The sequence below is a fragment of the Rhodopila sp. genome, from assembly GCF_965277165.1.
Taxonomy (GTDB): domain Bacteria; phylum Pseudomonadota; class Alphaproteobacteria; order Acetobacterales; family Acetobacteraceae; genus Rhodopila.
This window is the reverse complement of sequence record NZ_CBDICE010000006.1, coordinates 1,248,488-1,268,177: the sequence shown is the minus strand read 5'-3', so window position 1 is coordinate 1,268,177 and position 19,690 is coordinate 1,248,488. Positions and strand designations below refer to the sequence as shown.

At 65.2% G+C, this 19,690-nt stretch carries 18 protein-coding genes; 11 read left to right on the top strand and 7 right to left on the bottom strand.

Features of this window, described 5'->3' with window-relative positions:
• Positions 1-7 precede the first annotated feature (7 nt).
• The 6 genes from ACQY4Y_RS17825 to ACQY4Y_RS17800 form a co-directional block, all read right to left on the bottom strand.
• The gene (locus ACQY4Y_RS17825) at positions 8-1,417 is read right to left on the bottom strand and encodes an amidase family protein (RefSeq protein ID WP_428491930.1); all 1,410 of its coding nucleotides are present in this window, start codon (positions 1,415-1,417) and stop codon (positions 8-10) included.
• Between the two features lie 100 nt (positions 1,418-1,517).
• On the bottom strand, positions 1,518-2,246 hold the full coding sequence (locus ACQY4Y_RS17820; protein ID WP_428491929.1) for an SDR family NAD(P)-dependent oxidoreductase: 729 nt from the start codon (positions 2,244-2,246) through the stop codon (positions 1,518-1,520).
• Between the two features lie 121 nt (positions 2,247-2,367).
• Entirely contained in the window at positions 2,368-3,132 is a 765-nt protein-coding gene (locus tag ACQY4Y_RS17815; protein ID WP_428491928.1) for an SDR family NAD(P)-dependent oxidoreductase, read from the bottom strand.
• Between the two features lie 62 nt (positions 3,133-3,194).
• Positions 3,195-5,141 carry an elongation factor G gene (locus ACQY4Y_RS17810; RefSeq protein WP_428491927.1) on the bottom strand — a complete coding sequence of 649 codons (1,947 nt, stop codon included), beginning with the start codon at positions 5,139-5,141 and terminating at the stop codon, positions 3,195-3,197.
• 170 nt (positions 5,142-5,311) lie between these two features.
• Positions 5,312-5,680, bottom strand: a complete 369-nt coding sequence (locus ACQY4Y_RS17805; protein WP_428491926.1) for a nuclear transport factor 2 family protein — start codon at positions 5,678-5,680, stop codon at positions 5,312-5,314.
• 76 nt (positions 5,681-5,756) lie between these two features.
• On the bottom strand, positions 5,757-6,548 hold the full coding sequence (locus ACQY4Y_RS17800) for a squalene/phytoene synthase family protein (RefSeq protein WP_428491925.1): 792 nt from the start codon (positions 6,546-6,548) through the stop codon (positions 5,757-5,759).
• Between the two features lie 190 nt (positions 6,549-6,738).
• Here ACQY4Y_RS17800 and ACQY4Y_RS17795 point away from each other — a divergent pair, with 190 nt between their 5' ends.
• The 3 genes from ACQY4Y_RS17795 (at position 6,739) to ACQY4Y_RS17785 (ending at position 9,493) form a co-directional block, all read left to right on the top strand.
• A complete protein-coding gene (locus ACQY4Y_RS17795) occupies positions 6,739-7,332 on the top strand; it encodes a superoxide dismutase (protein WP_428491924.1) in 594 nt (197 codons plus the stop codon).
• A 251-nt stretch (positions 7,333-7,583) separates the two neighbouring features.
• Positions 7,584-8,948, top strand: a complete 1,365-nt coding sequence (locus tag ACQY4Y_RS17790) for an MFS transporter (protein WP_428491923.1) — start codon at positions 7,584-7,586, stop codon at positions 8,946-8,948.
• On the top strand, positions 8,945-9,493 hold the full coding sequence (locus tag ACQY4Y_RS17785) for a tetratricopeptide repeat protein (protein ID WP_428491922.1): 549 nt from the start codon (positions 8,945-8,947) through the stop codon (positions 9,491-9,493). Before ACQY4Y_RS17790 ends, ACQY4Y_RS17785 begins: the two co-directional genes overlap by 4 nt.
• Positions 9,494-9,570: 77 nt before the next feature.
• Here ACQY4Y_RS17785 and ACQY4Y_RS17780 read toward each other — a convergent pair whose 3' ends face one another.
• Positions 9,571-10,404 (bottom strand): glycosyltransferase family 2 protein, encoded by an 834-nt coding sequence (locus ACQY4Y_RS17780; RefSeq protein WP_428491921.1) that lies wholly within the window; start codon positions 10,402-10,404, stop codon positions 9,571-9,573.
• A 281-nt stretch (positions 10,405-10,685) separates the two neighbouring features.
• On the opposite strand from ACQY4Y_RS17780, the gene hisG reads away from it, so the two are divergent.
• The 8 genes from hisG (at position 10,686) to ACQY4Y_RS17740 (ending at position 19,689) form a co-directional block, all read left to right on the top strand.
• On the top strand, positions 10,686-11,402 hold the full coding sequence (gene hisG, locus ACQY4Y_RS17775; RefSeq protein ID WP_428491920.1) for an ATP phosphoribosyltransferase: 717 nt from the start codon (positions 10,686-10,688) through the stop codon (positions 11,400-11,402).
• 241 nt (positions 11,403-11,643) lie between these two features.
• Entirely contained in the window at positions 11,644-12,738 is a 1,095-nt protein-coding gene (locus tag ACQY4Y_RS17770; protein ID WP_428491919.1) for an acyltransferase family protein, read from the top strand.
• A 428-nt stretch (positions 12,739-13,166) separates the two neighbouring features.
• The gene (hisD, locus tag ACQY4Y_RS17765; RefSeq protein ID WP_428491918.1) at positions 13,167-14,456 is read left to right on the top strand and encodes a histidinol dehydrogenase; all 1,290 of its coding nucleotides are present in this window, start codon (positions 13,167-13,169) and stop codon (positions 14,454-14,456) included.
• A 95-nt stretch (positions 14,457-14,551) separates the two neighbouring features.
• Positions 14,552-15,919, top strand: a complete 1,368-nt coding sequence (locus ACQY4Y_RS17760) for an acyclic terpene utilization AtuA family protein (RefSeq protein WP_428491917.1) — start codon at positions 14,552-14,554, stop codon at positions 15,917-15,919.
• A 1-nt stretch (position 15,920) separates the two neighbouring features.
• Positions 15,921-16,232 carry a DUF4387 domain-containing protein gene (locus ACQY4Y_RS17755; RefSeq protein ID WP_428491916.1) on the top strand — a complete coding sequence of 104 codons (312 nt, stop codon included), beginning with the start codon at positions 15,921-15,923 and terminating at the stop codon, positions 16,230-16,232.
• 51 nt (positions 16,233-16,283) lie between these two features.
• On the top strand, positions 16,284-17,648 hold the full coding sequence (locus ACQY4Y_RS17750; RefSeq protein ID WP_428491915.1) for an LLM class flavin-dependent oxidoreductase: 1,365 nt from the start codon (positions 16,284-16,286) through the stop codon (positions 17,646-17,648).
• Positions 17,645-18,490, top strand: coding sequence for an HpcH/HpaI aldolase/citrate lyase family protein (locus ACQY4Y_RS17745; RefSeq protein WP_428491914.1), 846 nt, complete (start codon positions 17,645-17,647; stop codon positions 18,488-18,490). The genes ACQY4Y_RS17750 and ACQY4Y_RS17745 overlap by 4 nt, the downstream gene beginning before the upstream one ends.
• Entirely contained in the window at positions 18,487-19,689 is a 1,203-nt protein-coding gene (locus tag ACQY4Y_RS17740) for a CaiB/BaiF CoA transferase family protein (RefSeq protein ID WP_428491913.1), read from the top strand. The genes ACQY4Y_RS17745 and ACQY4Y_RS17740 overlap by 4 nt, the downstream gene beginning before the upstream one ends.
• The last annotated feature ends 1 nt before the right edge of the window (position 19,690 follow it).

The following is a 19,690-nucleotide window of genomic DNA, read 5'->3' as shown; positions in this document are numbered from 1 at the left end:
GGCAGGGTCAGGCCATTGATGGGCGTTTGCCGGCCCAGGGCTGGATCGCCTCGAAGGCGGAAGCGGCCTGCAGCACGCCCAGGTCGTCGAAGCGCCTGCCGACGATCTGCAGACCGACCGGCAGTCCTTGTCCGGTAAAGCCGCAAGGCACGCTGGCGGCTGGGTTCCACGACATGTTGAATGGGTAGGAAAATTCTGCCCAGCTCACCCAGTCCCAGTCGTGTCGCGGCCAGTGGTCCGGCATCAGTTTCTCGGCCGGGAAGGCGGCGACCGAGACGGCCGGCGTCAGCAGGAAATCCCAGTCCTCGAACCAGCGATGGATGGTGGCGATGTATGCCATTTTTCGCTCGCGAGCGAGCTGGTAGTCGGCCACCGATACGTCGGTTCCGGCCTTGATGCAGGCGACCAGGCCGGGGTCCATGCGGGATTCCCAGGTTTGCAGTTGCGGCTTCAGACGGGTCAGATGGGCGGCCCAGAAAAACCGGATCAGTTCGGGACCAGGGGCGGCCCACGGCGTCGCCACCGGTTCGACGATGGCGCCCAGTTCGGTGAAGCGATCGGCCGCGGCGCGGACCAAGGCGGCGACGTCGGGGTCGACCCGGGCATGGCCGAGATCGGGGCTGTAAGCGATGCGTCGGCCCTTGATTCCATCCCGCAGCCGCTCAGGATACGCGGCGGGGCCAGCTTCGAGTGAGGTGTAATCGAGCGGATGGGGGCCGGCCATAACCTGCAGGAACAGCGCGCTATCGGCAACCGTTCGGGTCAGCGGACCGTTGTGGGAGGTAAAGTCGCCGGTATTGACCGGGTAGGTCGGCACCCGGCCGAAGCTGGGCTTGAGGCCGAACACCCCGGAGAAATGCGCTGGCATGCGGATCGACCCGGCACCGTCGCTGCCCTGGTGCAGTGGACCGAACCCGGCGGCGGCGGCGGCGCCTGCTCCGGCAGAGGACGCCCCGGCGTTGTAGCCGAACCTCCATGGGTTATGGGTGATGCCGGTCAGCGGCGAGTGCGAAACGCCGGTCCAGCCGAACTCTGACGTCGTGGTCTTGCCGATGATGATGGCGCCTTCCTGCTGCAGGCGAGGCACGATCGGGGTGTCTTCGGCCGGCTGGAAATTCTGGTGGATCAGGCTGCCTTGCTGGGTCGGCATGTCCTTGGTGTAGGCAAGGTCCTTGATGGTGACCGGCAGGCCGTGCAGCCGACCGATGCGCTCACCTGACACCAGCCGCGCCTCGGCGACACGGGCAGCGTCCATCGCCTTATCGGCGGCGAGGTAGGCGAAGGCGTTGACCTTCGGATCGTAGGCGTCGATCCGCTCCAGCACGGTCCGCATGTAATCGACCGGGGAAAGTTGCTTGGTGCGGATCAGTTCGGTGACCCGGGTGGCCGGCAGGAACGCAAGATCTTCCGAATTCATCGCATGCCCTTACACTCTATGCGCTGATTTTTGCGTGCGAGTTGGCGCCTGCCGGGCGCTCGCCACGCCTGCGGGGGCGCCGCCAGGTGACAACGCGGCGTCAATATGTTGCCCGGCCGCCCGAGATGTCGAATACCGCGCCGGTGGAGAAGCTGCACTCCTCGCTGGCCAGCCATAGGACCAAGGCGGCGACTTCCTCGACCAGGCCGAAGCGGCCGATCGGAATTTTCGACAGCATCCAGTCGATCTGGGTTTGGCTCATCTGCTCGAACAACGGGGTTTTCACCGCCGCCGGGGTAACACAGTTGACCCGTATTTCACTCGCCGCCAATTCCTTGCCCAAGGATTTCGTCAGCCCGATGACCCCGGCTTTCGACGCGGAATAAGCCGAGGCGTTGGGATTGCCTTCCTTGCCGGCGATCGAGGCAATGTTGACGATCCTGCCATAGCCATTGGTCCGCATCAGCGGCACCACCGCGTGGCAGCAGTAGAAAACGCCCTTCAGGTTGACGTCGATCACCCGATCCCATGCGCTGATTGGGTAATCCCAAGTTGAATGGTTGGGGCCGGTGATGCCGGCCGAGGTGACCAGGATGTCGATTTTTCCCAACGCCGCGATCGTGCTGTCAACGGCGCGGCGGGCGGCTTCGGGATCGGCGACATCCAGCGCCACCGTATGGGCCGCAGCCGATCGCGCAAGGCCCGCCTCGTCGCTGTCCCACAGGCTGACCGCTGCGCCGGCGGCGGCGAGGCCTTGGGCGATGGCGGCTCCGATGCCGGAGACGCCGCCGGTGACGATAGCCGTGCGTCCTGCGAAGCGTTGTGCCATCCCAGCCTCCAGTGCCAGCGTCACAGTGAAGAACGGACCGGCGGGCGGGACAAGATGGCCGACAGCGACAGATGGTTGGCAGCGCCGACTGCGCCGCGGAGCGATCCGACCGCGAACGCCGCTACATCGCGATCGAGAACCCACCATCGACCGGGATCGCCGTGCCGGTGACGAAATCCGACGCCGGACTGGCCAGGAACGCCGCGATCCCGGCCATGTCGTCGGCTGTGCCCCAGCGGCCGTGCGGAGTACGCTGCTCGACACTGTCCTGCAGGCCCGGCACCTGTTGCCGGGCGCCCCTGGTCAGATCGGTATCGATCCAACCTGGCAGGACAGCGTTGACCTGGATGTTGTCCTTCGCCCAAGCGGTCGCCAGCGCGCGTGACATCTGCACGATGCCGCCCTTGCTGGACGCGTAGGCAACCGCATAAGGCGCGCCGAACAGCGACATCATCGACCCGATGTTGATGATCTTGCCGCCGCCTCCGCGCAGCATTTCCGGATAGGCCGCCCGGGCACAACGAAACGCGCTGGTCAGGTTGGTATCCAGGACATGGTGCCACTCGTCCTCGGACAGATCCTGCGGCAGCTTGCGAACCGAGGTGCCGGCGTTGTTCACCAGGATATCGACCCGGCCGTGCAGCGTGACCGCGCCGCTGACCAGTGCCTGGCAGTCTGCGGTCTTTGTCACATCGGCGGCGATAAAGCTGGCTTGCGCACCGTCCTCGCGCAGCGCCCGCAGCGCGGCATCGGCCTTGCCTCGGTCGCGGCCGGCGATAACGATGGTGGCACCGCAGGACGCGATGCCGCGCGCCATGCCAAGGCCGATACCGCCGTTGCCGCCGGTGATGACGGCGACTTTGCCGGTCAGGTCGAACAAGTTCATCGGTCGGGTTCTCTGACAGAAGGTCGGCGCAGCATGATCGGGGACACCATGACGCGCAACCGTCACGGCACCACGCGGGTCTCCGCCAGATGGTCGAACCGCTTGCGGAATGTGCCTAGGCCCATGGTCTGCGAGCGCAATTCGATGATCAGGTCGTGCATCTCGGCCTCGGGCACCAGCGCCTCGACATCGTCCCACCCCGCCCAATCGGGTCGTTCGGCATAGCCCAGAATCTGGCCCCGCCGTCCGGTCAGCAGCCGCTGCGCCCGCGCGGTGTAGTCGTTCGGCACACTGATCGTCACGTGATCGATCGGTTCCAGCAGCACCGGATCGGCCTTCGCCAAGGCCTCTTTCATGGCGATCTGGGTCGCGGTCTTGAACGCCATGTCGGAGCTGTCGACGGAGTGGAACCCGCCGTCGACCAGCGTCACCGAGACGTCGACCACCCGATAGCCGAACGGGCCCTTGCTGGTGGCGTCCTCGGCGGCGTCGCCCACGGCGGCGATGAAATTGCGCGGCACCGAGCCACCGACGATCTTGTCGATGAACTGAAATCCTTCACCGCGCGCCCTGGGCGCGACGTCGATCTTTACGTCGGCGAACTGGCCGTGCCCGCCGGTCTGGCGTTTCAGCCGGCCGTGCTCTTGCACCGGCTTGCGGATGGTCTCCTTGTAGGCGATCGCCGGCTTGTGGGTCGAAAGTTTCAGCCCGTAATCGCGCGCCAGATGATCGACGGTGGTTTGCAGGTGCATCTCACCCTGGCCGTGCAGAACAGTCTCACCCTCTTGCGTCACGAACAGCGAGGGGTCTTCCTCGGCCAGCTTGTGCAGCGCGCCGGAGAGTTTCACGTCGTCCTTGCGATCGGTGGTGGCGACGGCCATCGCATAAACCGGAGGCGAAGCCTGCGGAAACGCCAGCGGCTCGGGTTGACCGCCGGGCGACAGCGTGGCGCCGGTCGGCACCCCATCGAGGCGCCCAAGCGCGACGATGTCCCCTTGTTTTGCTTCCGGAATTTTGGTCAGGTCGCCGTTCAAGTAACGATAAATTCCGCCCAGGCGGGTTCCGCCGAGTTGGACACCATCGGAGATCGTTCCGGCCCAAATCCTGGCATAGGACAGTTTGCCGGTGTGACCGGCGTAGACCGTCTTGAACACCTGAGCGCGTGCCGCCCCACCCGGCACGATCTGGTGCCGTTCGGCGGTTTCGGCCGGATCGGGGGTATCGTGGCGCAGTGCCTTCCACAGCCGGCGCACGCCGTTGGCGTGTTCGGCGGCGCCGACCAGGACCTCGATCACGCTGCCGGCCAGCAGATCCTTGTGCATGTCGCGATACAGCTCCTCGGGTGTCGGCTTGATATCCTCCAGCACCTTTTCCAATAGAGCGTCGTCATGGTCGGCCAGGGTTTCCACCAGCCGGTCGAGCGCGGCCTCGCCCTCGGCGCGCAGGGCGTCGGGAACCCGCATCAGTTCGGACGCCTGTCCTTTGCGGTAGTGATAGGCCCGCTCGCTCATCAGATCGACATAGCCGCTGACGGTTTCGCCCTCGAAGGTCGGCATCTGGCGCAGCACCAGCGGACAGGCGGCATAACCCTGCAGGCTGGCCAGCGTGTCGGCGAGGCCGCCATCGAGCGTATCGATCTTGTTGATGAAGACGATGTGGGGAATGCCCTCGTCCTTCAACGTCTTCAGCAACGGCGCCACGGTGGCGGCCTTGGCTGGTGTCGGCTCGCAGACCACCACGGCGATATCGACCATCGCCAGGGCGCAGCAGGTCTGATGGCTGAATTCGATCGATCCCGGACAGTCCAGAACGGACCATTGATCACCCAGGTAGTTGCAGTGTCCGATGCGGATCTCGGTGGTCATCGGCCGGTTGCGCGGGTCCGCCGGTCGCTTGACCGGGGATCCTGCCACCTCGAGCAGGGCCTCAAAAAGCGTGGATTTTCCGCTGCTGTAGGGACCGACCAGAGCCACCGAGCGGGGACTTCTGCCGTTTTGTGTTCCTGACATGGCCGCACCTCCGTGTTTTTATCGAAGGCGCCCCGAGACACGAGCCCGAGCGAAGCGGGCATTCGGTGCGCCCTCACCGCAGGAATGCTAGCGCAAATCCGGGCGAAGGCCAGTCTTTCGACAACGCCGAACCCCCGCTGCACCCCTGGCCGGTGAAGGCACGCGCTGGGTCAGGCCGCGCCCAGCGGCTGATCCAGGAACCCGGTCACCTGGGCCAGCCGGCCGTCGGGCGCCAACGCGGCGAAATCGGTGCCGCGGGCCAGCGGTTGACCATGGTTCGGGATCAAGCTCCAGGAAAACCGAACATGTGGCCCATGCCCCTCGGCCTGACCGGCCAGTTCGAACCGGCAGCCGGGGAACTTTGCGTGTACCCCGCCGATCAATGCGTCGATCCCGTCTTGGCCGTGCGCCTGCATCATCGGATCGGCGTAGTGTGCGTCCTCGATCCACAGCGCGTTCACCAGTTGCCGCCGGGTGGCAGCGTCGACCTCGTTCCAGCAGGCGATGTAGCGCTGGGCGATGGTTTGAGCGTCGATCATCGGATTTTCTCTTTGTGGCGCACCGGCGGAATAGCCGGCGCGCGCCCAGGATGCGGACCGAATTCGCCGCAAGCGATTAAGTGCGAGGTAAAATTCGTCCCGACACGGCGGCAAAAGTGACGGCCAGCCGATCGCCCAGCCGTCGCGGCACGGCGACCGCAGGCCAGCACGCAAGATCGCGCCGCGCCAGGACCGCCGGCAGGGCGGCGGCGGCGGCGGCGCGGGGCAGTGCGGTCCTGCCCGCCTCCGCAAGCAGCAGGCGGCCTTCCCGGACCACGTCGCGCAGCGCAGCTTGAGCGGCAGCGCAGGCGGGATCGTCGATGAACGCCTCGGCACTGAGACCATGTCGCGCCAGCAGATCACGCGGCAGCAGGCAGGTGCCTTGCGCCGCCAGCACGCCGGTTGCCCGCAGCAGCCCAGCGGCTCCGTAGGCGGCGCCGAACGGGCGTGCCTCGGCCGGCCGCGGCGCGCCCAGGGCGAACGCCGCGGCGACCGCAAGCCCGCCTGCCCCAGCCAGCAGCCAGCCGCGCCAATCCGCCAGCGTCTCGAAATCGCCATACGCCTCGGCCTCCCGCGCTTCGATGATCGCCAACAGGTCAGCCGGGTTTAGTTTACCGGCGGCAATCGCTTCGGACAGCGGCGCGGCCACCTCGTGCCGCCTGGTCTCGCCCTCGACCACCTCGCGCCACCACTGAAGACGGATCAGGGCCAAGGGTGGTTCGCTGGCGACCTCGCGCGCCCGAGCCAGCTCATGGTTGAACGCATACAAAGTCAGCAATGCGTCGCGGCGCTGCGGCGGGGCAAATAGCGCGGTCAGGAACCGATCTGGGTCATGGCGGCGAACCAGGGCGGCGATCGCTTCGTTCATGGCCCGGAGGTGATGTGCTTCGTCGTCCAAGGCAAGGCCGCGGGCGACCGGTGCAGGCCCCTCCAGCCGTGGGCCGGCCGGTGGGTTGACGCCCTGCCGGGGTCGCCATAGCTAACAAACCGTCGCAGGTCGCTCAGAGGCGTCGCTGCACTGCAATCTGATCAGCGCAATCCATATCGGGAGAATGATGATGGCTTTTGAACTGCCGAACCTCGGCTATTCCAAGACGGCCCTGGGGGCGAAGGGCATGTGCGAGGAAACCCTCGACCTGCACTACGGCAAGCACCATCAGGCCTATGTCACCGCGCTGAACGGCTTCGTCGAGAAGGATTCCGCGCTGCAGGGCAAGCCGCTCGAGGATATCGTCAAATCGACCGCCAGCGCCGGCGGCCCGGTGTTCAACAACGCCGGGCAGCACTGGAACCACATCGTGTTCTGGCAAAGCATGAGCCCGTCGGGCGGCAAGATCCCGTCCAAGCTTGAATCGAAGATCGGCTCCGACCTGGGCGGCGTGCAGAAGTTCAAGGACGAGTTCAAGGCCGCCGGCGTCAGTCAGTTCGGGTCCGGCTGGGCGTGGCTGGTGCTGGGGTCCGACGGCAAGTTGAAGGTAACCAAGACGCCGAACGGATCGAACCCGCTGGCCACCAATGAGGGCAAGGTGCTGCTCGGCTGCGACGTGTGGGAACACAGCTACTACCTGGATTTCCGCAACCGCCGGCCGGATTACCTGCAGAACTGGCTGGATAATCTGGCGAACTACGAATACGCGGAAGCGCAGCTTTAAGTCTCGCGGCGGCCGGGACCTGGGTGCCGCGCGCCCGGGATCCCGCCTCGCTGCGCGGCGGTCGTTCACCTTAACGCTGATTGCCGAGACCTCGGGCGCGGCACAAAAGTTTTTTTCTGCCAAAGAGCGGCCTGCCGCCCAAGCGTCCATCAGGGCGACCGCCGTCTGAGCGACCATCGGGGTAACCGCCCTCCAGGAGAGGTTGGGGGCGACTACTGTCGCCAGCAAGGGGCTGAGGGGAGGAACGAACCATGTCCGGAGCAACCGCGGTCGGCGGGATCAGCGACAGCGAGCACAGTGCGCAACTGCGCAAGGCGGTGATCGCCGCGACCGTCGGCACCACCATCGAGTGGTACGACTTTTTCATCTATGGCACCGCCGCCGGGCTGGTTTTTCCCAAGCTTTTCTTTCCCCATGAGTCGCTGCTGGCCGGTACCCTGGCGGCATTCAGCACCTATTTCATCGGCTTCATCGGACGCCCGATCGGTGCCGCGATCTTCGGCCACTACGGCGACCGTATCGGCCGCAAGGCGACGCTGATCGCCACGCTGCTGCTGATGGGAATCGCGACCTTCCTGGTTGCATTCGTGCCCGGCTACAACCGCATTGGCATCTGGGGAGCGGTCCTGCTGACCGTGCTACGGACGCTGCAGGGCATCGGCGTCGGCGGCGAATGGGGCGGTTCGGTGCTGATCGCGATGGAGTGGTCGCGCGGCCACAAGCGGCGTGGTTTGGTCGCGTCCTGGCCGCAGTTCGGCGTGCCCAGCGGACTGTTCCTGGCGAACCTGGCGATCCTAGCGTTCAGTTCCTGGTCGGGCGCCGACTTCATCAACTGGGGCTGGCGCGCGCCGTTCATCCTGAGCATCGTGTTGGTCGGCATCGGGTTGTGGATCCGCCTCGGCATCCTGGAGACGCCGGTGTTCCGCCAGCTACTGGAGAGCAACAAAATCGAAAAGGCGCCGATCGCCGAGGTGATCCGCAAGCAGCCGCGCGAGATCATCCTGTCGGCTTTGCTGCGCATGGCCGAACAGGCGCCGTTCTACATCTTCACGGCGTTTATCTACGCCTATGCCACCGGAACGCTGAAATTGTCACGCGACCTGGTGCTGGCCGCCGTATTGGTGGCGTCCTGCGTTTCATTCATCACCATTCCGCTGTCGGGCCATATCTCGGATCTTATCGGGCGGCGCAAGATGTATCTGATCGGCGCGGCGGCGACCGGCATCTTCGGCTTCCTGTATTTCGCCATGTTGGGCAGCGGGGCCCCTGCCTTGGTCTTCATCGCAATCGTGCTGTCGCTGATCCCGCACGACATGATGTATGGACCTCAGGCGGCGCTGATCGCCGAGGCGTTCACGCCCCGGTTGCGCTACAGCGGCGCCTCGCTGGGCTACCAGCTCGCCTCGGTCATCGCCGGCGGCCCCGCGCCGCTGATCGCGACCGCGCTGTTCGCGGCGTACCACACCGGCTATGCGGTGGCGATCTACATTGCCGCCTGCGCGGTCATCAGCCTGGTGTCGACCGCGCTGATGCCGGACTACACCGGCAAGGACATCTCGGCCGAGTATGACGCCACGCGTTCACCAGGGATCGCGGCAGCAGGGTCGGGGGAATGAACGAGGAAGATCCTGGCGGGACCGATGGGCACAAGGCCCCAGGTCTGGCCGACCTTCGCACCCAGCGCGACAACCTCGAACACCTGATCGAGGCTCGGCAGCGCCAGCTTGGGGTCGAGCACCCGGATCTTGCCAATGATCTGCGCGACCTCGGGCGGCTGTCGCACGAATTGGGCGACGTGATGGATGCTCAGGCGCAGCTGCGCCGAGCGCTGGCGCTGCATACCGAGACGCTTGGCGCGGAGCATCCGGAGGCAGCAACCGACATCAACCATATCGGGCTGGTGCTGCACGATATCGGCGACCTAGACGGCGCCCATGCAGCGTTCGAGCGGGCACTGGCGATCGATGAGACAGTACTCGGGCGCAACCATCCCAGCGTCGGGCGCGACGCGAACAACCTGGGCGGGGTGCTGCGGGACATGGGCGATGGATTTTCCGCGCGTCAGGCGCTGGACTGGGCGTTGTCGATCTATACCCAAGCACTGGGCGCCGACCATCCGACGACGCGCAGCGTGGCCCGCAATCGCGCCATGCTGGGCTAGCGCGCGATCGTTTTTGGTGGCCTCGCCAACAGCGTGAATCGCCCGCCACAAATTACGACTTGCGGGGCACTATCGGTTCAACCAGTTGCGATTACTGCGTTGCCCGAACCCCGCGTCGCAAGCGAAGCCGTTTCGGTCGTGCCGGCCTGCTGGTAGGTCGATCCCATAAGCCGGACCCGCATCGGATGCAGCCCGTCGTTCGGATTGAGTGCGTAGAACACGCTGGCCCGACCGGTGCCTTGGCACTTGTGGCCGCGCGACAGGAAGGCGAACACATTGCGATCTGCCGACATCGGATCGGCTTTGAGCGGGAAGTTCCAGTGATGCGGCGCCGACGGGCAGGCCAGCTTGTTGATCATCAGGCAGCTGGGATCGACGAAACCGCCGAACTGTTCGGTGAACATGCCCCGATTCGGTCCCACCGACTCCCAAGTGTCGATGCACACCGGCCGGCGGGTTTGCGGATGAACGAACCAGCGCAACGCGAACCCCCACTCCGCGGCCTCCAACGCCCGCCGCAGATCAGTCAGATGCTCCGGCCCCCACCAATTGTCATCGTCGAGGTAGGCGACGTACGGCGAGTTGGCGAGGTTGGTCAGCACCACGCGAAGCGCCCCGCCATCGCCGGGCGGGGTCAGACCGCCGTGGCGGACAGAGGTGGAATACCCGGGCCAAAACACCTGCACGACGCAGTGCGAGGGCCGCGACGCGCAGGCCTGCTCGATCACGCCGAGCTCACCTTTGATCGAGTCGATGCCAATCATGATGTGGATACGGCCGGCAAACCGCTGGGCGAAAATGCTGTTTAGCGCCTGCGCCAGATGCGGCCGCAGCACGGTGGGAATGACCACCGCCGCGTCCATCGGCTGCTGCAGGTCAATATCGGCGTAGGTTCGCAGGAAGCCCTGCATCGGGAGCGTCGCTTCGGCAGTGGATCGCGTAACAATCGCCGATCTCGCGCCGTGCAGGCAAGCATTACTCGCATGACCGTGATCCGCACAGGTGGAATCGCCGGAGCGGTGAATTACGCGATCAAACAAAGTGCTAGAGCGGGGTCCGTGAGCCAAGGCGAACGGAAATCGCACTAGCGTGAACCGGCCGCCCGACCTTGCCCCGGCGCACCCCAGGCGCGGGGCTTCCGGTTGTCTTCCGCCTGTTGTAAACGCCCCGCCACCAGAAAGCCGGAGCCCCCATGACCGCCCCGTTTGCCGCCGCCTCGTTGGGACCGGACCTGACGACGCCGATGATCCTGGCGCTGCCGAAGGGACGCATCCTCTCCGAATGCGGGCCCCTTTTGGCTCGTGCCGGCATCATCCCCGCCCCCGACTACGCCAATGAGGACAGCCGCCGACTGCGGTTCCCAACCGATGATCCGCTGCTGGACGTGGTCCGGGTGCGGCCGTTCGACGTTGCGACCTTCGTCGCCTTCGGCGCCGCCCATATCGGCATCTGCGGCGCAGACGTGCTGATGGAATTCGATTACCCCGAGATCTACGCGCCCTTGGACCTGGGTATCGGCAAGTGCCGGGTCTCGGTCGCCGAACCGGCGGAGACCGCCGGCACCGACGATTCGTCGCGTTGGTCGCAGGTCCGGGTTGCCTCGAAATACCCCAATATCGCGCGCCGCCATTATGCCGACCGCGGTATCCATGCCGAGGTTGTGCAGCTCAACGGCTCGATGGAATTGGCCCCTGGCCTCGGCCTGTGCCGGGTGATCGTCGATCTGGTGCAAACCGGGTCCACCCTGGTGGCCAACGGTCTGGTCGAGACCGAGGTTATCGCTCCGGTCACCAGCCGTCTGATCGTCAATCGGACGGCGTTGAAGACCCAGCCGGAGGCGGTCGCCGCCTGGATAGCCCGGTTTCGGGCCGCGCTGGAGGCAAAAGAACGGTCTGAACGTCCGGGATAACCGACACGGCGTGGACGTCACAGCGCGCTTGATCCACACCAACACGTTATGATACCTTCCCACAACTTCGAGCTTACGCCGCTAAAACAGCGCAACCGATACGGTCTGTTACCGTCGAAAGGTGGCTGTTTCAGTGCGGAACCAAATCGCGACAGCCGGCGTGCAGAGGCCGGGCGGCATGGCTGGGGTGCGGTTGGCCAGACCCCGGCAACCGGGCGGTTTGGTTCGCCGGGCATATCGGTTGATCCGGCCGGCCTCCCTGTCGGACCGCATGGCGCGCGATGCCAACAATTACGACCTGCTTCGGCTCCTGCTGGCGCTAACGGTGATTTTCGGCCACGCCGGCGCGCTCAGTCCGCGGCCAGGATATCTCGACCCAGTCCACTGGCTGATAGGCTTCGACTATTCGGGCGGCGTGGCGGTGAAGGTTTTCTTCTTCCTCAGCGGCCTGTTCGTAACCGACAGCATGATAACAAGCCGCTCCGTCGTGCGTTTCGCCGTCATGCGCGCAGCGAGGCTATTCCCCGGGCTTATTGTATGCCTGACGATCACCGCCTTCATCGTCGGGCCGCTGTTCACCGGGCTGCCCGTTTTCGACTACCTGCGCAATCCGCTGACGCTTCGCTATATCGCCGCCAATCTGACCCTGACCGACCTGCAATGGCGACTGCCGGGCGTATTTACCGACAGCCATTACGGCATCAACGGATCGCTGTGGACCCTGCCGGCCGAAACCCGACTTTATGTCGTCGTTGGTCTATTGTCGTTACTGGGAACGTTTGTCCGGCGGTCGTCTGCGACGCTGGCGATCGCGCTCGCCGCATACTTTGTTCTTTGCCACCCCGACCTCCCGTTCGGCGGCGCCGAGGCGCAGGGTCCGACGCTGTGTTTTCTGGGCGGCATGGCCGCCGCGGTTCACAAGCGAGACCTTCCGCTGAATGCCATCCTGGCGCTGATCATATGGCTCTGCGCCCTGGCTGCTTGGGGCAACCCGCCAGCCCACGCGCTGTTTTACTGCGCCGTGATCTATTCGGTATTGTGCATTTTTCAATCATCATTGTTGCTGCGCCTGCGCCTGCCGGGTGATTTCTCTTACGGCGTCTATGTCTACGGTTTCGTCGTGCAGCAAGCGTTCGCCGCCGTGGTTCCGACCGCGCATCCGCTGGTCAACGCGTTTGTCTGCATGCCGATCGCCACCGCCGTCGCGGTGTTGTCGTGGTTCCTGGTTGAACGCCCGGCGCTGTCGACTGCGCGGCGGCTCTTGGCGGTTTGCACGCTGCCGCGGATCGACGCGCGTTCGCTCGGATTGGCGGAGCCTGGGTCGGCGCAGGGTTGATGACGGTGCTGCCACCGCGCACGCTGCCGCCGGGAACCGCCACGCCCGTCGTCGGCAGCGACCTGGATGTGATGCGAAAGTCCAATCCCGGTCACCCGGGGCGTTGACTTCAACACTCAGCCGGACCGGTCGTCCGCGATCTGGGTCGGAGTGTCGCGGTCCGGTTGCGCCAGACAGCGAAATCCATCTTGGACCCGATCGGCTGGCCTGTGTGGCCGTCGGAGATCTCGTGACAGCCAAGGTTCCCGACCGGATTTTCGCGGCTTCCGGCAATTTCGATCTGCGGGTGGTCGAACAACTCGACGGCCGCTTGTCCGCCTCCGAAGCCGTGCCGTGGCAGGTTCGTTGACCAGCTTGCAGGGGCGATACCCGATAGTCACCGGGGGCGCCCCGATGACGTGGCACCTCACTTAGGCTAAATCGGGGCAATGATCCGCCTCCGCACCGCCGACGCCAGCTTCGAAGCCGATTTCACTGCCCTGCTATCGCAGGATCGAGAAACCACCGAGGCAGTAAATCGAACCGTTGCCGACATCATCGCCGCGGTGCGCGCGCAAGGCGACACCGCGGTGATCGACTACACATCGCGCTTCGACCGACAGACGCTGACCGTGGACCGACTGCGTATCTCCAGCGCCGAGATCGATGCCGCGACCGCATCCGTCCCCGCCGAACTGGCCGCCTCCCTGGACCTCGCCGCCACGCGCATCGAAGCGTTTCATCGGGCACAACTGCCGCGGGATCTGCGGATGACCGACGCGGCCGGGATCACCATGGGCATGCGGTGGACGCCGCTGGACGCGGTTGGGCTGTATGTGCCAGGCGGCAAAGCCGCCTACCCTTCGTCGGTGCTGATGAACGCCCTGCCCGCCCGGACCGCGGGGGTGGCGCGGATCGCGATGTGCGTGCCAACGCCCGATGGCGTGCTGAACCCGCTGGTGCTGGCCGCCGCCAGGCGGGCCGGCGTTACCGAGGTCTATCGCATCGGCGGGGCTCAGGCGGTTGCCGCACTGGCCTGGGGCACCGCGTGCATCCCGCCAGTCGACCGGATCGTCGGGCCGGGCAATGCCTATGTCGCCGAGGCCAAGCGTCAGGTGTTCGGCCGGGTCGGGATCGACAATATCGCCGGACCGTCCGAAGTCGTTGTGCTGGCCGACGCGGATAACGATCCCCGCCACATCGCCGTCGATTTGCTGGCCCAGGCGGAACATGACGAGGCTGCCCAGTCGATCCTGATCACTGACGATCCGACATTCGGCGATGCGGTCGCGGCGGCGGTGGCAGCGGAACTGCCGACCCTGCCGAGGGCGGCGATTGCCGGCGCCAGTTGGCAGGCCAATGGGGCGATCATCGTAGTGCAACACTGGGATCAGGCTGTCGCGCTGGTCGACCGGTTGGCGCCCGAACACCTGCAACTGATGCTGCGCCACCCCGATGCGGTGTTCGCGCGGGTGCGTCACGCCGGGGCGGTATTCCTGGGATCGTTCTGCCCGGAGGCGATCGGCGATTACGTCGCCGGGCCGAACCATGTGCTGCCGACCGGACGGACCGCGCGGTTCGCCTCCGGACTGTCGGTGTTCGATTTCCTCAAACGCACCACGTTCGTATCCGCGACCCGGGCGGCCCTCGACGAAGTCGGCCCCGCCGCCGTCGCGCTGGCCGAAGCCGAAGGTCTTCACGCCCATGCTCGGAGCGTCGCGCTGCGCCTGGGCGGCTGACCCGTCGGCGTCCGGCTTGCCCATCACGCTCGATCAGTGCATTTCCTGCACAGGAGGAGGCGAACAATGGCCAGGTTCGATTTCGTGAATCCCGGGTGAGCAAGGAAGTCCGCCTGCTATCGACCAGTGCGATCCTTGGTTATGGCTTCCCGGAGGCCTCGCTGCGCGCCGGGCTGGAACGCCGGCCGCACGTCATCGGCGTCGATGGCGGCAGCGTCGATCCGGGTCCGCACTACCTGGGCGCGGGCAAGCCGTTCTGCTCCCCGATCGCCATCCGCCGCGATCTGCGGCTGATGCTGAATGCCTCGGTCGAGGCGGGTATCCCGCTGCTGATCGGGACTTGCGGCGGCTCCGGCGGGGCGCCCCACCTGGCGATGATGGCGGCAATGACGCGGGAGATCGCGCGCCAGGACGGGCTGCATTTCAAGCTGGCGCTGATCGAGGCCGAGCAGGATAAGGATTCGGTCAAGCGGCGGGTCGCCGAGGGCCGGGTGATGCCGTTGGCCCGGCAGCCGGCGCTGACCGACCAGACGATCGAGCGAAGCGCCCGGATTGTCGCGATGATGGGGCCAGAACCGTTTACCAGGGCGCTGGATGCCGGTGCCGGGGTGGTGCTGGCCGGGCGGGCGAGCGACCCGGCATCGTGGGCGGCCGCCGCCACTCGGGCGGGGTTGTCCCATGCGCCGGCCTGGTATGCCGGCAAGATGCTGGAATGTGGCGCCACGCCGTCGATCCCGAAAGGGCATGACTGCCTGTTCGTCACGGTGCGGCAAGATCATGTCGAGTGCGAGCCCACCAACCCGGCGCGGCGCTGCACGCCGCTGTCGATCGCCAATCACTCGCTGCACGAAAACAGCAGTCCGGTGCATCACGTCGAACCCGGCGGAATGCTCGATACCTCGGAATGTCGTTTCGAGGCCGTCAGTGATCGGGCGGTGCGGATCTCCGGCATGCGCTGGAACCCGGCAGAGCGTTATACGGTCAAGCTGGAAGGGGTCGAACTGGCTGGCTACCGCTCGATTTGCGTGTGCGGGACGCGCGACCCGCTGCTGATTGGACGGCTTGACGATTTCATCGCCAGCGTTCGCGACGAGGTCGAAGTGAAGGCGGCGGCGTTCGGCGCCTCGGCCGATTCCTATCATCTTGGCATTCGTATCTACGGCCGCGACGGTGTCATGGCAGCGCGCGAGCCATTGCGCGGTGCGGTTCCGCATGAGCTGGGGTTCGTCCTGGAAGTCGTGTCACAGCACAGCCAGGAGATGGCGAGCGCGGTGCTCGGCATGGCGCGCACCAATATGCTGCACACCGACTTCCCCGGCCGGCTGTGCCGCGAGGGCAATATGGCATTCCCGTTTTCGCCATCCGATATCGAGGTCGACCCGGTTTATCGCTTCAGCATCCATCACGTCGCCGAACTGGACGACCCGACGGAACCATTCCCCATCGCCTACGAGAACCTGTGACATGGCATTGCTGAAAAACGTGGCCAAGGTCTGCAAGAGCAAGAACGCGGGCCCATTTGAACTGACCGTCGATGTGGTTTTCGAGGACAACGAAACCTTCCAGCGGGTGAAGGCAACCGGCGCGCTGTGCGCCAGGTTGATCGCCAGGCTTTATGATGTCCCTGAACGAGATGTGCTGTTCACCCCCTATGATGCCGCGTTCGCGTTCAAGGCGACGTTTCCCCGCCTGGTGCCGGCCGGGGATTTTGGCGACACCGATGTCTATGGCTGCCAGCAGCACGCTCCGCTTCTGGACGTCGATCTTCCGATCTGAAAGCGAGCCCATGACTTTGAAGGTGACTTGTACTGTGAAGGTGACTGGCCGATGAACCGCATGATGACCTTGGTTGCCTTCCTGCAGGCGCAGAACTGCTCCAACCTGCCGGGGTCGTGGCGGCACCCGTCCTCGATGCTGGATTTTACCACGCCGGAATACTATCAGCGGATCGCCCGCACGTTGGAGGATGGCAAGATCCAGTTGGCGTTCTTCGATGACCGCCTGGCGTTGCCCGATCTATACACCGGTCATCACGCTGAGGCGGTCGCTGCCGGCGTCCGCGTGGTGAAAATGGATCCGTCCACCATCTTGATGGCGATGGGGATGGCAACGTCGGAGCTGGGCCTCGGCACCACATATTCCACCACCTACTACGAACCCTACCATGTAGCCCGAGTGTTCGCGACCATGGACCTGATGCTGAAGGGCCGCGTGGCCTGGAATATCGTTACTTCATTGAACAGTGCCGAAGCGCTGAATTTCGGACATGCCGAACACATGGAGCATGACGCGCGCTACGACCGGGCGGATGAGTTCATGGAAGTCGTCATGGGCCATTGGCAGACCTGGGAGGATGACGCGCTAGTCCTGGACAAGGAAGGCCGGTTCGCCGACCCGGACAAGGTGCACCGGCTGGATCACGCCGGCAAATACTTCAAGTCCCGCGGACCGTTCAGTGTGCCGCGTTCGCGCCAAGGCCATCCGGTGCTGATCCAGGCCGGCCAGTCCGGCCGCGGTCAGGCGTTTGCCGCGCAATGGGCGGAACTGGTGTTCATGATCTTTCACAACCTGGAAGCCGGACGCCAGCAATACGCCGCGTTCAAGCAGGCGGTCGCCGCGGCTGGCCGCGACCCGGCACAGGTACATGTCGCGCCGGCCTGCTATGTGATCGTCGCGGAATCCGAGGACGCCGCCCAAGCCAAGCGCGCGATGATCGAGGCATCGGCCAAGCCGGTGGATGCGCTGGTGCTGATTTCCGAAGTGCTGAACTACGATTTCGGCGCCAAGGGTTACGATGAACCGTTCAGCGATGACGAACTGGCGGCGTTTTCCTGGCACGGGTTCCGCGAACGGGTGGTAAAGTTCTCGGGCAAGAAAAACCCGACGGTGCGGGACTTTGTCGAGGTCTCCGGGCGCGGCACCATTGCGGAACACAAAGTGTTCTGCGGCACGCCGAAATCGGTGGCCGATCAGATGGAGGAATGGTTCACCGCACCGGCGTGCGATGGCTTCGTGCTGGCCGCGACGCATATGCCGGGATCGTATGAGGACATCGTCCGCCTGCTGGTGCCCGAATTGCAGCGGCGCGGGCTGTTCCAGAAAGACTATCGCGGTGCGACGCTGCGCGAAAATCTCGGGCTGCCGATTCCTCGCGCCGCCGACTGGCACGCGGGGCGGAGGGCAGCGCAATGAGGAGCCTGCTGTTCGCACCGGGAAACCACGCCAGGCGCGTCGAGAAGGCGCTCACGCTGGCCGCCGACGGGGTTATTCTCGACCTCGAAGACGCGGTGGCGATCGCCGAGAAGGTCGCAGCGCGGCCGGCGGTGTCCGCAGCGTTCGGCAAGCCCCGAACGGGCAAGCTCTACGTCCGGGTCAACGCGCTGACCACCCAGTGGTGCTACGGAGACATGGTCGCCATCGTTCATCCCGGGCTGGACGGGATCGTTCTGCCCAAGGTCGAACACGCGCACGAACTGCGCGCGGCCGACTGGCTGATCGGCAACCTTGAACGTGAACGCGGGCTTGCGCCGGGACAGATCGATCTGATTCCGATCGTCGAAACCGCGCTTGGCATCGGCAATCTTACCGCGATCTGCCAGTCCGGCACCCGCGCGAAACGACTGGCGTTCGGTGCCGGCGACTTTACCCTGGACATGTCCATGCAATGGACTCGTTCCGAAGTCGAGTTGCTGCCGCATCGCGCCGCCTGCGTCCTGCAGTCGCGGGCCGCCGGCATGGAGCCGCCGATGGACACCGTCTGGGCCGACCTGCGCGATGCCGAAGGCTTCATCGCCTCCGCCCGGCATGCCGCCGCGCTGGGTTTTCAGGGCAAGATGTGCATCCACCCCGACCAGGTCGAACCGGCCAATGCCGCGTTCACGCCTGACGCCGCCGCCGTGGCGCAGGCCAGCCGCATCCTGTCGGCGTTTGAGAAAGCCGAGGCCCAAGGCTTGGCGTCGATCCAACTGGACGGTCAGTTCATCGATTATCCGATCGTGCAACGCGCCCGTCGCGTGCTGGAGGCAGCACGATGATCGATGTGCAGGCGCTGCAGGGCTGCAAGGTTCTCGATGTCTCCACCTTCCTGGCCGGGCCATTTTGTGCGACGCAGTTGGGTGAGTTCGGCGCCGATGTCATCAAGATCGAACTTCCGGGCGTCGGCGACGCCACTCGCCGTTTCGGGACCATTACGGAATGCGGGGACTCACTGCCCTGGCTGTCGGAGTCTCGGAACAAGCGCTGCATCACGCTGGATCTGCGCAAGCCGGATGGCGCTGCGTTGCTCAAGCGCCTAGTCGCCGATGCCGACGTGATCGTGGAAAACTTTCAACCCGGCACCTTGGAGAAATGGGGACTTGGTTACGACGTGCTGAGCGCGGTCAATCCCCGGCTGATCATGGTGCGGATTTCCGGCTACGGGCAAACCGGCCCATACAAGGACCGGCCGGGCTTCGGCCGTATCGGCAACGCCTTCGGTGGCCTGTCATTCCTCGCCGGATATCCCGATCGCGCGCCGGTCACCCCCGGTTCGGCAACGATCCCCGACTACATGGCCGGACTCTACGGCGCGCTGGGGACGCTGCTGGCGCTGCAGGCACGGGACAAGACCGGGCGCGGCCAGGTCGTCGATATCGGCCTCTATGAGCCGATCTTCCGCATCCTGGACGAGCTTGCGCCGGCGTTCTCTCACAGCGGCTATGTTCGTCAGCGCATGGGACCCGGCACGGTCAACGTCGTGCCGCATAGCCACTATCCGACCAAGGATGAGCGTTGGATCGCGATCGCCTGCACCAATGACAAGATATTCGCCCGCCTCGCTGAAGCCATGGGCCGTCCCGAACTGGCGGCCGATGATAATTGGGGGAAACTCGCGGCGCGCGAGCGCGACCGGGCGCTGGTCGACGAAACCGTTGGTGCGTGGACGATGACGCTGGACCGCGCCGACCTGATGCACCGCTGCGAAACCAGCCAGGTCCCGTGCGGACCGGTCTACTCGATCGAGGAGATCTTCGAGGATCCGCACTACCAGGCGCGCGGCAACATCCTGCGCGTGCAAGACAAGCGGGTGGGGGAACTTGCCATTCCGAACGTCGTTCCTCGCCTCACCGAAACCCCGGGCAAAGTGCAGTGGCTCGGGATGGAACTCGGTGCCCATAACACCGAGATCTATCAGGGGCGGCTGGGACTGTCCGACGCCGAGCTTCAGCGGCTGCGGACCGCTTCGGTGATCTGAA

Excerpts from the sequence above, each read along its gene's own strand:
- ACQY4Y_RS17795 (WP_428491924.1), top strand. The coding sequence starts at position 6,739 with ATGGCTTTTGAACTGCCGAACCTCGGCTATTCCAAGACGGCCCTGGGG.
- ACQY4Y_RS17825 (WP_428491930.1), bottom strand. The coding sequence starts at position 1,417 with ATGAATTCGGAAGATCTTGCGTTCCTGCCGGCCACCCGGGTCACCGAA.
- hisG (WP_428491920.1), top strand. The coding sequence starts at position 10,686 with ATGACCGCCCCGTTTGCCGCCGCCTCGTTGGGACCGGACCTGACGACG.
- ACQY4Y_RS17745 (WP_428491914.1), top strand. The coding sequence starts at position 17,645 with ATGAGGAGCCTGCTGTTCGCACCGGGAAACCACGCCAGGCGCGTCGAG.
- ACQY4Y_RS17805 (WP_428491926.1), bottom strand. The coding sequence starts at position 5,680 with ATGATCGACGCTCAAACCATCGCCCAGCGCTACATCGCCTGCTGGAAC.
- ACQY4Y_RS17800 (WP_428491925.1), bottom strand. The coding sequence starts at position 6,548 with ATGAACGAAGCGATCGCCGCCCTGGTTCGCCGCCATGACCCAGATCGG.
- ACQY4Y_RS17780 (WP_428491921.1), bottom strand. The coding sequence starts at position 10,404 with ATGCAGGGCTTCCTGCGAACCTACGCCGATATTGACCTGCAGCAGCCG.
- ACQY4Y_RS17790 (WP_428491923.1), top strand. The coding sequence starts at position 7,584 with ATGTCCGGAGCAACCGCGGTCGGCGGGATCAGCGACAGCGAGCACAGT.
- ACQY4Y_RS17755 (WP_428491916.1), top strand. The coding sequence starts at position 15,921 with ATGGCATTGCTGAAAAACGTGGCCAAGGTCTGCAAGAGCAAGAACGCG.
- ACQY4Y_RS17820 (WP_428491929.1), bottom strand. The coding sequence starts at position 2,246 with ATGGCACAACGCTTCGCAGGACGCACGGCTATCGTCACCGGCGGCGTC.
- ACQY4Y_RS17785 (WP_428491922.1), top strand. The coding sequence starts at position 8,945 with ATGAACGAGGAAGATCCTGGCGGGACCGATGGGCACAAGGCCCCAGGT.
- ACQY4Y_RS17815 (WP_428491928.1), bottom strand. The coding sequence starts at position 3,132 with ATGAACTTGTTCGACCTGACCGGCAAAGTCGCCGTCATCACCGGCGGC.
- ACQY4Y_RS17810 (WP_428491927.1), bottom strand. The coding sequence starts at position 5,141 with ATGTCAGGAACACAAAACGGCAGAAGTCCCCGCTCGGTGGCTCTGGTC.
- ACQY4Y_RS17740 (WP_428491913.1), top strand. The coding sequence starts at position 18,487 with ATGATCGATGTGCAGGCGCTGCAGGGCTGCAAGGTTCTCGATGTCTCC.
- hisD (WP_428491918.1), top strand. The coding sequence starts at position 13,167 with ATGATCCGCCTCCGCACCGCCGACGCCAGCTTCGAAGCCGATTTCACT.
- ACQY4Y_RS17750 (WP_428491915.1), top strand. The coding sequence starts at position 16,284 with ATGAACCGCATGATGACCTTGGTTGCCTTCCTGCAGGCGCAGAACTGC.